The 14456-nt window shown below is 58.4% G+C and carries 12 protein-coding genes and 1 tRNA gene; all 13 read left to right on the top strand.

Features of this window, described 5'->3' with window-relative positions; genetic code table 11:
- Nucleotides 1–26: 26 nt before the first annotated feature.
- Entirely contained in the window at nucleotides 27–1988 is a 1962-nt protein-coding gene (gene ftsH / locus JJQ76_RS11940; RefSeq protein WP_210397196.1) for an ATP-dependent zinc metalloprotease FtsH, read from the top strand.
- Nucleotides 1989–2055: 67 nt separating this feature from the next.
- Nucleotides 2056–2919 carry a dihydropteroate synthase gene (folP, locus tag JJQ76_RS11935; RefSeq protein ID WP_343232532.1) on the top strand — a complete coding sequence of 288 codons (864 nt, stop codon included), beginning with the start codon at nucleotides 2056–2058 and terminating at the stop codon, nucleotides 2917–2919.
- Nucleotides 2912–4249 (top strand): phosphoglucosamine mutase, encoded by a 1338-nt coding sequence (glmM, locus tag JJQ76_RS11930; RefSeq protein WP_210397055.1) that lies wholly within the window; start codon nucleotides 2912–2914, stop codon nucleotides 4247–4249. The genes folP and glmM overlap by 8 nt, the downstream gene beginning before the upstream one ends.
- 83 nt (nucleotides 4250–4332) lie before the next feature.
- A complete protein-coding gene (gene tpiA / locus JJQ76_RS11925) occupies nucleotides 4333–5082 on the top strand; it encodes a triose-phosphate isomerase (RefSeq protein ID WP_210397054.1) in 750 nt (249 codons plus the stop codon).
- A gap of 19 nt (nucleotides 5083–5101) precedes the next feature.
- Entirely contained in the window at nucleotides 5102–5467 is a 366-nt protein-coding gene (gene secG, locus JJQ76_RS11920; RefSeq protein WP_210397052.1) for a preprotein translocase subunit SecG, read from the top strand.
- A gap of 11 nt (nucleotides 5468–5478) precedes the next feature.
- Nucleotides 5479–5565: transfer RNA gene (locus JJQ76_RS11915), tRNA-Leu, on the top strand.
- Between the two features lie 174 nt (nucleotides 5566–5739).
- Complete coding sequence (gene rimP / locus JJQ76_RS11910; protein WP_246480665.1) at nucleotides 5740–6228, top strand: ribosome maturation factor RimP; 489 nt, start codon at nucleotides 5740–5742, stop codon at nucleotides 6226–6228.
- 32 nt (nucleotides 6229–6260) lie between these two features.
- Nucleotides 6261–7745 (top strand): transcription termination factor NusA, encoded by a 1485-nt coding sequence (gene nusA, locus JJQ76_RS11905; protein WP_210397051.1) that lies wholly within the window; start codon nucleotides 6261–6263, stop codon nucleotides 7743–7745.
- Nucleotides 7746–7778: 33 nt separating this feature from the next.
- Nucleotides 7779–10295 (top strand): translation initiation factor IF-2, encoded by a 2517-nt coding sequence (gene infB / locus JJQ76_RS11900; RefSeq protein ID WP_210397050.1) that lies wholly within the window; start codon nucleotides 7779–7781, stop codon nucleotides 10293–10295.
- Nucleotide 10296: 1 nt separating this feature from the next.
- Nucleotides 10297–10689: a 30S ribosome-binding factor RbfA gene (rbfA, locus tag JJQ76_RS11895; RefSeq protein ID WP_210397049.1), complete on the top strand. Its 393-nt coding sequence runs from the start codon at nucleotides 10297–10299 to the stop codon at nucleotides 10687–10689.
- 2 nt (nucleotides 10690–10691) lie between these two features.
- A complete protein-coding gene (gene truB / locus JJQ76_RS11890; protein ID WP_210397048.1) occupies nucleotides 10692–11636 on the top strand; it encodes a tRNA pseudouridine(55) synthase TruB in 945 nt (314 codons plus the stop codon).
- 93 nt (nucleotides 11637–11729) lie between these two features.
- Nucleotides 11730–11999: a 30S ribosomal protein S15 gene (rpsO, locus tag JJQ76_RS11885; RefSeq protein WP_210397047.1), complete on the top strand. Its 270-nt coding sequence runs from the start codon at nucleotides 11730–11732 to the stop codon at nucleotides 11997–11999.
- 300 nt (nucleotides 12000–12299) lie between these two features.
- Nucleotides 12300–14405 carry a polyribonucleotide nucleotidyltransferase gene (gene pnp / locus JJQ76_RS11880; RefSeq protein WP_425515234.1) on the top strand — a complete coding sequence of 702 codons (2106 nt, stop codon included), beginning with the start codon at nucleotides 12300–12302 and terminating at the stop codon, nucleotides 14403–14405.
- Nucleotides 14406–14456 lie beyond the last annotated feature (51 nt).

The following is a 14456-nucleotide window of genomic DNA, read 5'->3' as shown; positions in this document are numbered from 1 at the left end:
GTGTAGAGGATCTGCTTTTGAACGATATGGCCAAGAACTTGGTGTTGTGGTTGATCATCGCGGCGGTGTTGCTGACGGTGTTCAACAACTTCAATGCTGAGCCGGAGAGTAACAAGCTCAGTTACTCCGAGTTCATCGAAAAGGTGCGTGACGATCAGGTTTCGCGAGTGCTGGTCGATGGCTACGAGATTCGCGGCGAATACAAGGGTGGTGAGCGTTTTGCGACGGTGCGTCCGGCGCTGCAGGATCCCAAGCTGGTTGATGACCTCTATAACCACGGCGTCGTCATCGAAGGCAAGCAGCCGGAGCAACAGAGTATCTGGAGCCAGTTGCTGGTGGCCAGCTTCCCGATTCTGGTGATCATCGCGGTGTTCATGTTCTTCATGCGGCAGATGCAGGGCGGCGGCGGCAAGGGCGGGCCGATGTCCTTTGGCAAGAGCAAGGCGCGATTGCTGAGTGAAGACCAGATCAAGACCACCTTTGCTGATGTGGCGGGGGTCGAAGAGGCCAAGGAAGAGGTGCAGGAGCTGGTAGAGTTTCTGAAGGATCCGGGCAAGTTCCATCGTCTGGGCGGCCATATTCCCAAGGGGGTGCTGATGTCCGGCTCGCCCGGTACCGGTAAAACCCTGCTGGCGAAAGCGATTGCCGGTGAAGCCAAAGTGCCTTTTTTCAGTATCTCCGGTTCTGACTTCGTCGAGATGTTTGTCGGTGTCGGTGCCTCGCGGGTGCGCGACATGTTCGAGCAGGCCAAAAAGCAGGCGCCCTGCATCATCTTTATTGATGAAATCGATGCGGTGGGTCGCCATCGCGGCGCGGGTATGGGCGGCGGTAATGACGAACGCGAACAAACCTTGAACCAGTTGCTGGTAGAGATGGACGGCTTTGAGGGTACCGAAGGTATTATCGTTATCGCTGCTACCAACCGACCGGATGTGCTGGACAAGGCGCTGTTGCGGCCGGGCCGCTTTGACCGCCAGGTGGTGGTCGGCTTACCGGATATTCGTGGCCGCGAGCAGATCATCAAGGTGCATATGCGCAAGGTGCCGATCGGCGATGACGTCAAGCCCGACCTTATCGCCCGCGGTACGCCCGGATTCTCCGGGGCGGACCTGGCCAATCTGGTCAATGAGGCGGCGCTGTTTGCTGCGCGTGAGAACAAGCGCGTGGTGTCGATGGAGCTGTTCGAGAAAGCCAAGGACAAGGTGATGATGGGTGCCGAACGGCGCTCGATGGTGATGTCTCATGCCGAGCGGCTGAACACTGCCTACCACGAATCCGGTCACACCATCGTTGGTCGGTTGGTGCCGTCCCATGACCCGGTTTATAAGGTTTCTATTATCCCGCGCGGTCGCGCGTTGGGTGTCACCATGTTCCTGCCGGAAGAGGACCGTTACAGCCACAGCAAAGAGTCGATACTCAGTCAGATTTGCAGTCTTTACGGTGGCCGCATTGCGGAGGAGATGACGCTGGGCGCGGCGGGAGTAACTACCGGTGCCGCCAACGATATTCAGCGCGCCACTCAGTTGGCGCGGAGTATGGTGACCAAGTGGGGTTTGTCCGACAAGCTGGGGCCGTTGTTGTATGACGATGAAGATGCCGATCCCTTTGGGCGTGGAATGGGGGCTCCGGCGAAAGGGGTTTCCGGTGAGACCTCGCGCCTGATCGATGAGGAAGTGCGCAGCATAATAGATAACTGCTATCAGCAGGCGCGGCAGATCCTGGAAGAAAATCGGGATATTCTCGATGCGATGACCGAAGCGCTGATGAAGTACGAAACGCTGGACAGCAGCCAGATAGATGATTTGATGTCGCGGCGAGCGGTGCGGGAACCGCAGGGCTGGAGTGACGACAACGCTGCCGGTGGTAACGATCAGAGCGAATCGGTGGGTGATGACACTGCCGCCGTTGACGAGACGGACCTTGGTGATGTGCCGGATGTCGATGATCTGTTGGATGGCGAGGGCGATCCGTCAAAACCCACGCACTGATCTCTGCGTACCGCTATTAAAAGGCAGGCCTCCGGCCTGCCTTTGCTGTTGTTAGGAGTTGTCCATCGTGTCTACCTTTCAGCTGGGGCGCTATGCGCTGTCCACAAGCCAGCCCCAGGTTATGGGGATTCTCAACGTCACACCTGATTCCTTCTCCGACGGTGGGCAGTTGCTGGCCGGAAGTGCGGTCAGTCGCGGGGCGTTGTTGCGGCGGGCCGAGGCGATGGTGCAGGCAGGGGCGTCGATACTGGATATCGGGGGGGAGTCGACCCGGCCTGGTGCCGAGCCCGTATCGGCTCAGCAGGAGCTGGATCGGGTGGTGCCGGCAGTAGAGATGATTGCGGCGGAACTGGATGTGGCCGTGTCGGTGGATAGTTCGACGCCGGCGGTGATCAGGGCTGCGGCTGCGGCGGGTTGTGATCTCATTAATGATGTCAGAGCGCTGCAGCGCGCGGGTGCTTTGTCCGCCGCAGCGGAGAGCGGGCTGCCAGTCTGTCTCATGCATATGCAGGGACAGCCGGGTAGTATGCAGCAGGCGCCGAGCTATGATGATGTGGTCAGTGAGGTGGCGGCGTTTCTCCGCCAGCGGGTATCGGTGTGCGAGGCGGCGGGGATAGAACGCCAGCGGTTGCTGCTTGATCCCGGGTTTGGCTTTGGTAAAACCCTGCAGCATAATCTGCAGCTACTGAATCGGTTGGGGCAGTTGCGCCAACTGGGTCTGCCATTGCTGATCGGAGTGTCGCGCAAGTCGATGGTGGGGGCTGTTACTGGCCGTTCACTGGAGCAGCGTCTGGTCGGTAGCGTGGCTGCTGCGCAAATGGCGTTGCAGCAAGGGGCCTGGATTTTACGGGTGCATGACGTGGATGCGACCATGGATATGGTCCGGCTGTGCCGTGCGGTGTGGTCAGAGGGAGACGATGTAGATGGGTAAGAAATATTTTGGCACCGACGGTATTCGGGGGCGGGTGGGCGAGTTTCCGGTGACGCCGGATTTTGTGCTCAAGCTGGGCTGGGCCGCAGGTAAGGTGTTTTCCCGGCGTGGTCAGAGCAAGATCCTGATCGGCAAGGATACGCGTATTTCCGGCTATATGTTTGAAGCGGCGCTGGAGGCGGGGTTGTCTGCGGCTGGCGTCGATTCGCTGATGTTGGGGCCGATGCCGACGCCGGCCATCGCCTATCTGACCCGCACCTTCCGGGCGGACGCTGGTATCGTGATCAGTGCCTCCCATAATCCGTTTGAAGATAACGGCATCAAGTTCTTTTCTGCCAACGGCACCAAGCTTCCTGACGAGATCGAGGCGGCCATCGAAGCGCAGATGGATCTTGCCATGACCACCGAAGCGCCGGCGTCGTTGGGTAAGGCGCGCCGCATCGAAGACGCAGCCGGGCGCTACATCGAATTTTGCAAAGGGACGGTGTCGCGCGACATGTCGCTCAAGGGGCTGCGTATTGTGGTTGATTGCGCGCATGGCGCCACCTACCACATCGCTCCCAAGGTGTTGTCTGAGTTGGGCGCCAAGGTTTATGAGATCGGCTCTTCGCCGGATGGCACCAATATCAACGAGGCGTGCGGGTCAACCTCGCCGGAGATGCTGAGTCGTATCGTCGTCGCTGAAGGCGCGGATCTGGGAGTGGCGTTCGATGGTGACGGCGATCGGGTGGTGATGGTCGACCATGAGGGGCGCGTCGTTGACGGTGACGAGTTGCTGCTGATCATGGCGCTGGAGATGCATGCCGAGGGGATGCTGTGCGGCGGCGTGGTTGGTACCCAGATGTCGAACTTTGGTTTGGAGTTGGCGCTGAAGCAGCACGATATTCCCTTCATTCGGGCCAAAGTGGGCGACCGTTACGTGATGGAGGAACTGCTGAAAAATGACTGGCAGCTGGGCGGTGAGTCCTCCGGTCATCTTATTTGTCGGCAGCTGACGACCACGGGCGACGGTATTGTGGCGGCGCTGCAGGTGCTTCGGGCGATGGTGTTGCAGGATAGGCCGTTGGCGGAGTTGGCGGCACAGATGAACAAACTTCCCCAGCACATGATCAATGTGCGTTTGAGCGAGAAAGGTGACCCTACGCGTCTGCCAGCAGTGCAGGCGGCAGTCGCTGAAGTCGAGGCCAAGCTCAATGGTGAGGGGCGGGTGTTGCTGCGCCCGTCCGGCACTGAGCCGGTTGTTCGGGTAATGGTTGAGGGGCAGGATCTGGAGATGGTTTGCGGCTTGACCGAGGAGTTGGCCGGGGCCGTGGAGCTGGCGATCAATTAATTTTACAGCGGCTCTTCCGGTCGCTTGTATCTTGGTATCAACTTGTTTAGTATTGCCACCCGCTTGAGACACAGGGGATGATCATGCGCCGACCACTCGTCGCTGGTAACTGGAAAATGAACGGCAACAGCGCGAGTATCGCGTCGCTGGTCCAGGAGCTGAATGAGGGCTTGAGTGCTGATTTGGCGGCGGAGGTGCTGGTTTGTCCTCCCCATCTTTATCTCTCCGCTGTTGCGGCAGGTAAGGCAGAGCGGTTGTGTCTTGGTGCTCAGGATGTGTCAGAGTACGCGGCGGGTGCCTATACCGGCGAAAGCTCAGCAGTGATGCTGCAGGATCTGGGGTGTGCGTACGTGATCGTAGGTCACTCCGAGCGCCGGGCGCTGTTTGGTGATACCGATCTACGTGTGGCTGCCAAGTTTCAGGCGGCCCAGCGGGCCGGGTTGAAGCCGATACTGTGTGTTGGTGAAACCCTCGAGCAGCGTGAAGAGGGGGCGACCCTGGCGGTTATCGCGGCGCAGATCGATGCGGTGCTGGCGGAGGCCGGAGTGTCTTCGTTTGCCGATGCGGTGGTTGCGTACGAACCGGTCTGGGCAATCGGTACCGGTCGGACGGCAACGCCGGAGCAGGCGCAAGAGGTGCATGCGGCAATTCGCGATCAGTTCGCGCGGCATGATGCCACGGTCGCGGACGGGTTGCAGATTTTATACGGTGGCAGCGTAAATGCCGCCAACGCGGAAACGCTCTTTGCCCAGGCTGATATCGATGGTGGCTTGGTCGGTGGCGCTTCTTTGAAAGCGGATGAATTTTTGGCGATTTGTCGCGCAGCGGTCTGAGTGACAAGGGCGAGTATAGATGGAAACGTTGATTCTTATTGCGCATGTTCTGCTGGCTATCGTGCTGATTGCACTGGTGTTGCTGCAGCAGGGCAAAGGTGCTGAAGCGGGTGCCTCCTTTGGTGGTGGAGCATCGCAGACCATGTTCGGAAGTCAGGGATCTGGGAGTTTTCTCAGTCGAGTGACAGCCGTTGCGGCCACTGGTATATTCCTCACCAGTTTTGCACTGGCTGTGTACGCCAAGCAGCGTGCGACATCAATCTCTGATCAGGGTATACCGGTGCCCGCAGTGGTTGAGCAGCAGTCGGCAGAGCCGGGTGAGGCTCCGGCGCTGCAACAAGCGCCCAAGACAGCCGTTGACGGTGACGTACCGAAAGCGGATTAAAGACGACTTTTGCCGAGGTGGTGGAATTGGTAGACACGCTATCTTGAGGGGGTAGTGACCTTTTGGTCGTGCGGGTTCAAGTCCCGCTCTCGGCACCATCGTTTGAATGCGGCGCTGCTTGATGCCTGCGCGCGTTCCTTATATAATCCTCGCCTCGGTTTCGGCAGGTTCGGAACCCAGTGGCAAGGTTTTTGTGAGAAGCCCCTTTATAGGGGCTTTTTGCTAGCTATAACTCACCCGGCGTGATCGGGGGTGAGCGCTGGAATGGGTCTTTGACCCATTTTTTGTTTCTGGCAGAGGTGAATGTGGCGTCAAAAAGTACACAGTTGGATCAGCTGATCCGGCCGGTCGTTGAAGGGTTGGGCTACCAGCTCTGGGGGGTGGACTACCTGTCTCAGGGCAAGCATACGGTCCTGCGGATCTATATCGACCATGAAAACGGCATCGACGTGGACGATTGTGCCAAGGTTAGTCGCCAGGTAAGCGGTGTCCTCGATGTGGAAGACCCCATTAACGTGGAGTACACCCTGGAGGTGTCTTCTCCGGGTATGGACCGCCCTCTGTACGAACTGTCACAGTTCGCCCAGTTCTCCGGGCACAAGGTACAGGTGAAATTGCGCGCTCCGTTTGAAGGGCGGCGCAATTTCAGCGGACTGTTGAAAGGGATTGAAGGGGATGACGTAGTCGTGGTGGTTGATAATCACGAATACCTGTTACCCATCGACAGTATCGATAAAGCGAATATTGTTCCTCAATTTTGAGCGAAGCAGCTGGCATTAGGCGAGGCAGTGGAATGAACAAAGAGATTCTTCTGGTAGCAGAAGCGGTATCTAACGAAAAGGATGTTTCCAAAGACGTTATTTTCGAGGCGATTGAGCTGGCGTTGGCCACCGCGACCAAGAAACGCTATGAAGAAGACGCGGATATCCGCGTAGTGATCGACCGTAAGAGCGGCGACTATGACACTTTCCGTCGCTGGACGGTGGTCAGTGACGATCAATTGGCGCTGCTGGGTACCGAGCTGACCATTGAGGAAGCACACGAAAAAGATCCCTCGCTGCAAGCGGGCGATCTCTACGAGGAGCCGGTGGAGTCCATCGCCTTCGGTCGCATCGCGGCGCAGACCGCCAAGCAGGTGATCGTGCAGAAAGTGCGCGAGGCAGAGCGGGCCAAAGTGGTGGCTCTGTATCTGGATCGCGTCGGTGAGCTGGTTAGCGGTACGGTCAAGAAAGTCACCCGTGACAACGTGATCTGTGATCTGGGTAATAACGCAGAAGCACTACTGGGGCGTGATCAACTGGTGGGTCGCGAGACCTTCCGGGTCGGGGACCGGGTCCGTGCGATTCTGCAGGAAGTGCGCAGCGAAAGCCGCGGTCCGCAGCTGTTTCTCAGCCGTACCTGTCCCGAGATGCTGATTGAGTTGTTCAAGATTGAAGTGCCCGAGATCTCTGAAGAGGTGATCGAGATTCGTGGTGCCGCACGTGACCCCGGGTCACGCGCCAAGATTGCGGTCAAGACTAATGACGGCCGGATCGATCCGGTGGGTGCGTGCGTTGGCATGCGTGGTTCGCGGGTGCAGGCCGTATCCGGCGAGCTCGACAACGAGCGTGTCGATATCATTCTGTGGGATGACAATCCTGCGCAACTGGTTATCAACGCCATGGCACCGGCGGAGGTTGATTCCATCGTTATTGATGAAGATGCCCACTCCATGGATGTGGCGGTCGCCGAGGAGAATCTGGCGATGGCTATCGGTCGGAGCGGCCAGAACGTGCGTCTGGCGAGTGAGCTGACCGGTTGGACCTTGAACGTGATGACCGCGGAAGAAGCGGCCAGCAAACAGGAAGCCGAGGCCAGTACCATTGCCGAGCAGTTCGTCAAGCATCTCGATGTGGACGATGAATTTGCCGCGGTATTGGTTGATGAAGGGTTTACCAGCATTGAGGAGGTGGCCTACGTGCCGCTGGAAGAGATGCTGGAGATCGACGGCTTTGATGAAGACTTGGTTAATGAGTTGCGTGCCCGAGCCAAAGATGCGCTGCTCAATCTGGCGATTGCCTCAGAAGAACAGTTGGATCAGGCCGAGCCGGCCGAGGACCTCCTGAACATGGACGGTATGGATCGTCATCTGGCCTATATTCTGGCCAGCAAAGGCATCGTTACGATGGAAGATTTGGCAGAGCAGTCCATTGACGATCTCATGGAGATTGACGATATGGACGAAGAGAAAGCCGGCGAGCTGATTATGACCGCTCGCGCACCCTGGTTTGCCGAGTAGGTCAGGGCCAACGGAATACAGGAGCACCAGTAAATGGCAGAAGTTACCGTAAAACAACTTGCCGAAGTGGTTGGGGTACCCGTTGAGCGTCTGTTGCAGCAGATGAGCGACGCTGGCCTGAGCCAGAAGAAAGATAGTGATAGCGTGACTGAAGATGAGCGTCAGACCCTGTTGGTCCACCTCAAGCGCAGCCACGGAGAGGATGATGAGGCTGGCACGCCGCGGCGGATCACCCTCAAGCGCAAGACCACCAGTACCCTCAAGGTTGAGGGCAGCCGGGGTAAGAAAACCGTAGCGGTTGAAGTGCGGAAGAAGCGCACCTACGTCAAGCGTGCCGAAGCCGAGGTGCCTCAGGACGAGCCGGAAGTGATGGTTGATGAAGCGGCTGAAGCGCAGCGTAAGGCTGAGGCTGAAGCGGCTGCGCGCGCCGAAGCTGAAGCTGCCGCCCAGCGCGAAGCGGATGAAAAGGCCAAGGCCGAGCAGGAGCGGATCGACGCAGAGACCCGTCGCAAGGCTGAAGAAGAGCGACTCAAGGCTGAGGCCGCGGCGACCACGAAAGAGAAGACCGGTCGCAAGGAAGAGCCCGCGGACGCCAAGAAAGATCACAAGCGTAAAGCGGCTGCACCCAAGCGCAACGAGCGGGAAGAGCGTGGTCCCAAGCCGGGTAAAGGCGTTAAGCGTGGTCAGGGCTTTGATGCCAGCTTTGACGATAACCGCCGTGGTCCGAAGATGGCTCGACGCACCAAGCTTAAAGCGCCGGCCCAGTCTAAGCACCAGTTTGAGCGTCCCACTGCGCCGGTAGTACATGAAGTGCAGGTGCCGGAAGCGATCACTGTTGCCGATCTGGCCAAGCTGATGACGGTTAAAGCCGCCGAAGTGATCAAAGTGATGTTCAAGATGGGTGCAGCGGCGACTATCAATCAGGTTATCGATCAGGATACCGCGATTCTGGTGGTTGAGGAGATGGGCCACAAGGCTGTTGCCGCTGACCAGAGCAGCATCGAGGACAAGGTCCTTGACGATATCAGCTACGAAGGTGAAGAGGCGTCACGTGCGCCGGTTGTGACCGTCATGGGTCACGTTGACCACGGTAAGACCTCGCTGCTTGACTATATTCGTGACACCAAGGTTACCGCGGGCGAGTCCGGCGGTATTACCCAGCATATTGGTGCCTACCACGTCGAAACCGGCCACGGCATGATCAGCTTCCTGGACACCCCCGGCCACGCTGCGTTTACCGCCATGCGTGCCCGTGGTGCCAAGGCGACCGATATTGTCATTCTGGTAGTTGCGGCCGATGACGGCGTCATGCCGCAGACCGAAGAAGCGATCCAGCATGCGCGTGCCGCGGGCGTGCCGCTGGTGGTCGCAATTAACAAGATCGATAAAGAAGCGGCCGATCCGGACCGCGTCAAGACCGAGCTGGCCGGTAAAGAGGTTGTACCGGAAGACTGGGGCGGCGACGTTCAGTTCGTCGAAGTGTCCGCCAAGACCGGTCAGGGTATCGACCAGTTGCTGGATGCGGTGCTGCTGCAATCTGAAATGCTGGAGCTCAAAGCCGTCCCGAGTGCGCCTGGCGTGGGTGTGGTGGTTGAAGCGCGTCTCGACAAGGGGCGCGGTACCGTTGCCACGCTGCTGGTTCAGAACGGCACCCTGCGTCAGGGTGACATCGTGCTGGCCGGCCTCAACTACGGCCGCGTTCGTGCCATGCTGGACGAAAATGGTAAGCCGGTTAAAGAAGCAGGGCCGTCCATTCCGGTCGAGATCCTGGGTCTGGACGGTGCGCCCTCCGCCGGTGACGAGTTCGCGGTAGTGGCTGATGAGCGTAAGGCGCGTGAAGTGGCCAACTTCCGTCAGGGCAAGTACCGTGAAGTGAAGCTGGCTCGCCAGCAGGCAGCCAAGCTGGACAACCTGTTCGCCAATATGGGTGCGGATCAGGCTGCAGTCTTGAATGTGGTGCTGAAAACAGACGTTCGTGGTTCGCTCGAAGCCTTGACCAGCGCGCTGGTGGATTTGGCGACCGACGAGGTCAAAGTGAACGTGGTCTCAGGTGGCGTTGGCGGTATCACCGAAAGCGACGTCAACCTGGCGATGGCATCCAGCGCGGTGATCTTCGGCTTTAACGTCCGCGCCGACGGTGGTGCCAAGGCACTGGTCGAGAAAGAGGGTGTGGATATGCGCTACTACAGCGTGATCTACGACATCATCGACGACGTCAAGCAGGCTCTGGGTGGCATGTTGGCACCGGAGCTGCGTGAAGAGATCCTGGGTATTGCCGAAGTGCGTGAAGTGTTCCGCTCGCCGAAGTTTGGTCAGGTTGCCGGTTGTATGGTGACCGAAGGTACCGTCTACCGCAGCAAGAAGATCCGCGTTCTGCGTGACAACGTGGTCGTCCATGAAGGCGAACTGGACTCGCTCCGTCGCTTCAAGGACAACGTCCAGGAAGTCCGCAACGGTATGGAGTGTGGTATCGGGGTGAAGAACTACGATGTGAAGGTCGGTGACCAGATCGAAGTATTCTCCGTAACCGAGGTGGCGCGTCAGCTCTAATATGGCTAGAGAATTCAGTCGTACCCAGCGGGTCGGTGAGCAGCTTCAGCGCGAACTGGCCCAGCTGATTCCGCAGGAAGTCAAAGATCCGCGTCTCGGGTTCGTGACCGTCAACGCGGTGACCATCTCCCGGGATCTGGCCTACGCCGACGTTTACGTCACCGTGCTGGGCAAAGAGGACTCGCCTGAAGAGATCGCCGCCTCGGTGAAGATTCTCAACCGGGCGGCGGGTTTTCTCCGCGGGCGCATTGCGCAACTGATCAAGTTGCGTATTGTGCCCAGCCTGCGTTTCCACTACGACAGCAGCGTGGCGCGGGGTGCCAAGCTGTCGTCGCTGATCGAGCAGGCAGTGAGCGAAGATCGCCAGCGCCAAGACGGACGTGAGGACGACTGAGTTTGGCGCGACGCTCTCGTGGTCGTGACGTGAACGGGGTGGTGCTGCTGGATAAGCCCGGCGGCATCAGTTCCAACCGCGCGCTGCAACAGGTACGCCGGCTGTTCGATGCCAACAAGGCCGGCCATACCGGCGCACTCGATCCGCTGGCAACCGGCATGCTGCCGCTCTGTTTTGGCGAAGCGACCAAGTTTTCCCAGTTTGTTCTTGATGCCGACAAGCGGTATATCGCCACTGCCAGGCTCGGTATCCGTACTGACAGCAGCGATGCCGACGGTGCGGTGGTCGAGGAGAAGCCTGTTGTTGGGGTGACCGCCGAGCGGGTGCGCGAGCTGTTGGCGAGCGAGTTTAGCGGCGAAATCACCCAGGTGCCGTCGATCTATTCGGCGCTCAAGCACAACGGCCAGCCGTTGTACAAGCTGGCGCGCAAGGGTATCGAGGTGGAGGTGAAGTCCCGCAGGGTGACCATCCACCGTATTGAGCTACTGGATTTTCGCGGTGACGAGCTTGATATCGAGGTGTTCTGCAGCAAGGGAACCTATATCCGTTCCATTGTCGAAGATCTGGGCTTGATGCTTGGATGTGGCGCTCACGTGAGCATGCTGCGCCGGCTCGATTCCGGCCCCTACCGTGAACCGCAGATGCTGACCCTGGAGCAATTGCAGGAAATTGCTGCAAAGGGGGCAAAAAACGGTGAAAAAGAGGGCGCATTTGCTGCCCTCGATAAGGTATTATTGCCGGTCTGGAGCGCGGTGGATCACTTCCCCCGTGTCGCGCTCGACGCGAACCAGGCGCAACGAATTCAGAACGGCCAGGCGGTGGCTGACGCAACAGAAGAGCGCGGTACCGTATTGCTGTTCGACCCGACCGAAAGCAATTTCTACGGTCTGGGTGAAGTGTCATCCGACGGTGTGTTAACCGCGCGCCGATTGATGAAAACCTCCTGAGGAGGCGCGTTCCGCTGTAAATGTGCACGGCGGCTACGTTTGAATTTAACCAGTGCGGTGTGTCCGCATGCACATTAGCAATGGAGAAAACCCATGGCTCTTACAGCTGAACAGAAAGCGACCATCCTGGCAGACTACCAGACCAAAGAAGGCGATACCGGTTCCCCCGAGGTTCAGGTTGCCCTGCTGACTGCCAACATCGAAGGCCTGCAGTCCCACTTCAAAGCGAACAAGAAAGATCACCACTCACGTCGTGGTCTGATTCGCATGGTAAACCAGCGTCGTAAGCTGCTGGACTACCTGAAGTCCAAAGACGCACAGCGTTACACTACGCTGATCGGTCGTCTGGGTCTGCGTCGCTAAGCTGATCCTGTCAAAGGCCATCCTCCGGGGTGGCCTTTGGTTTTTCTGCACTCCGGTGCAGTCCGGTGAACGCGTAGCGTGATCCGGTCACTACGGGGCTTCGGCCCTGTTGTTGCTTCTGCCGCTGGGCGGAAGTCACGAAGAGCGCGTGCTCGATCTGATCATCAGCCCGTACTCTGTTGTGCATTGCCGTTTTGATGACGGGAACCAACGTGCAACCGAGTACGGCTTGTGAAGGCAGATCAGATTGGTGCCCACCGGGCAGCGCGTAACCAAAGCGTAACTAATTGAGGAGTTCCAATGCTGAATCCCAAGACTAAAACTTTCCAGTTCGGTAATCAGACAGTCACTCTGGAAACCGGTCGCATCGCCCGCCAGGCTACCGGCGCGGTTCTGGTGACCATGGGTGAGAATCAGGTGCTGGCCACCGTTGTCGGTAACAAAGAAGCCAAGGCCGACCAGCCTTTCTTCCCGCTGTCTGTTCACTACCAGCAGAAGACTTACTCCGTGGGTAAAATCCCGGGTGGCTTCTTCAAGCGCGAAGCGCGTCCGAGCGAATTTGAGACCCTGACCTCGCGTCTGATCGACCGTCCGATCCGCCCGCTGTTCCCCAAGGGCTTCATGAACGAAGTACAGGTGATCTGTACCGTTATGTCGGCCGACAAGAAAAACTGCCCTGACATTGCCGCCATGATCGGCACCTCTGCTGCGTTGGCGATCTCCGGTATTCCGTTCAACGGTCCGATCGGTGCTGCACGTGTCGGTTTTGACGAAGAGAACGGTTACATGCTGAACCCCAGCTTCGAGCAGACCGAAGCCTCGTTGCTGGACATGGTGGTTGCCGGAACCAAAGACGCGGTGCTGATGGTTGAGTCCGAAGCGCAAGAGCTGACCGAAGACGAAATGCTGGGTGCGGTACTGTTTGCCCACGACGAAATGCAGGTGGCGATCGATGCCATCAACGAGTTTGCCGCTGAAAATGGCAAGCCCAAGTGGGACTGGCAGCCGGCGCAAGAGAACTCTTCACTGAAAGAGCAGATCAAATCCGCGTTCGGTGGCGCCATCACCGAGGCCTACCAGATCAGCGACAAGATGGCTCGTTACGGTCGTCTGGGTGAGGTCCGCGCCGAAGCCGTGGCCCAGCTGGCAACTGAAGAGTCCGGAGTCGACGCTAAAGAGGTCGAGAAGCTGTTCGGTTCGGTCGAGAAGAACATCGTGCGTTCACGCGTTGTTAATGGTGAGCCGCGTATTGATGGACGCGACACCAAGACCGTGCGTCCGATCGAAGTGGAAGTGGGCGTACTGGGCAAGACTCACGGTTCGGCGCTGTTCACCCGTGGTGAAACCCAGGCCATTGTTACTGCGACTCTCGGTACCAGCCGTGACGTACAGATCATTGACGCGCTGGAAGGCGAGCGTAAAGACCCCTTCCTGTTCCACTACAACTTCCCCGGCTACTCGGTCGGCGAGTGTTCGCGCATGATGGGTGCGGGTCGTCGCGAGATCGGTCACGGTCGTCTCGCACGTCGTGGTGTACAGGCGATGCTGCCTTCCCAGGACGAGTTCCCCTACACCATTCGTGTGGTTTCCGAGATTACCGAGTCCAACGGCTCCAGCTCCATGGCCTCCGTCTGTGGTGCGTCGCTGGCGCTGATGGATGCCGGTGTGCCGGTCAAGCGTCCGGTGGCGGGTATTGCCATGGGCCTGGTTAAGGAAGCGGACAAGTTCGCGGTCCTGACCGATATCCTCGGTGACGAAGATCACCTCGGCGACATGGACTTCAAAGTAGCCGGTTCCGAGTCCGGTATCACTGCGCTGCAGATGGATATCAAGATCGAAGGTATCACCGAAGAGATCATGGAGATCGCCCTCGGTCAGGCGCTGGAAGCGCGTCTGCACATCCTGCGTGAAATGGCCAAGGTGATCGGTTACGCCCGTCCTGAACTGTCAGACAACGCACCGGCCATGACCCAGCTGAAGATCAACCCGGAGAAGATCCGTGACGTTATCGGTAAGGGTGGCGCGGTTATCCGTGGCATTACTGAAGAAACCGGCGCGTCTATCGATCTGGAAGATGACGGTACCGTCAAGATCTTTGCCGTCGACAAGGCCGGCGCTCAAGCAGCCATCGACCGCGTTATGGCGATCACCGCCGAAGCCGAAGTGGGCAAGATCTACGACGGTGTGGTGGCGCGTATCGCTGACTTCGGTGCCTTCGTTACTATCCTGCCTGGCAAGGATGGTCTGGTTCACATCTCTCAAATCGCCAAAGAGCGGGTTGAGAAAGTGACCGACTACCTCAAGGAAGGTCAGACCGTTAAGGTTAAAGTGCTCGAGGTTGATCCGCGTGGTCGTATCAAGCTGAGCATGAAGGACCTGCGCGAAGACGAAGAGCACTCTAGCTAAGCTTCTTCGCAAGACTAAAAAAGCGGGCCTCGGCCCGCTTTTTTGTTGGTT

Source organism: Motiliproteus sediminis (genome assembly GCF_017912535.1).
GTDB lineage: Bacteria > Pseudomonadota > Gammaproteobacteria > Pseudomonadales > Balneatricaceae > Motiliproteus > Motiliproteus sediminis.
This window is presented reverse-complemented; position numbering and strand designations above follow the sequence as displayed.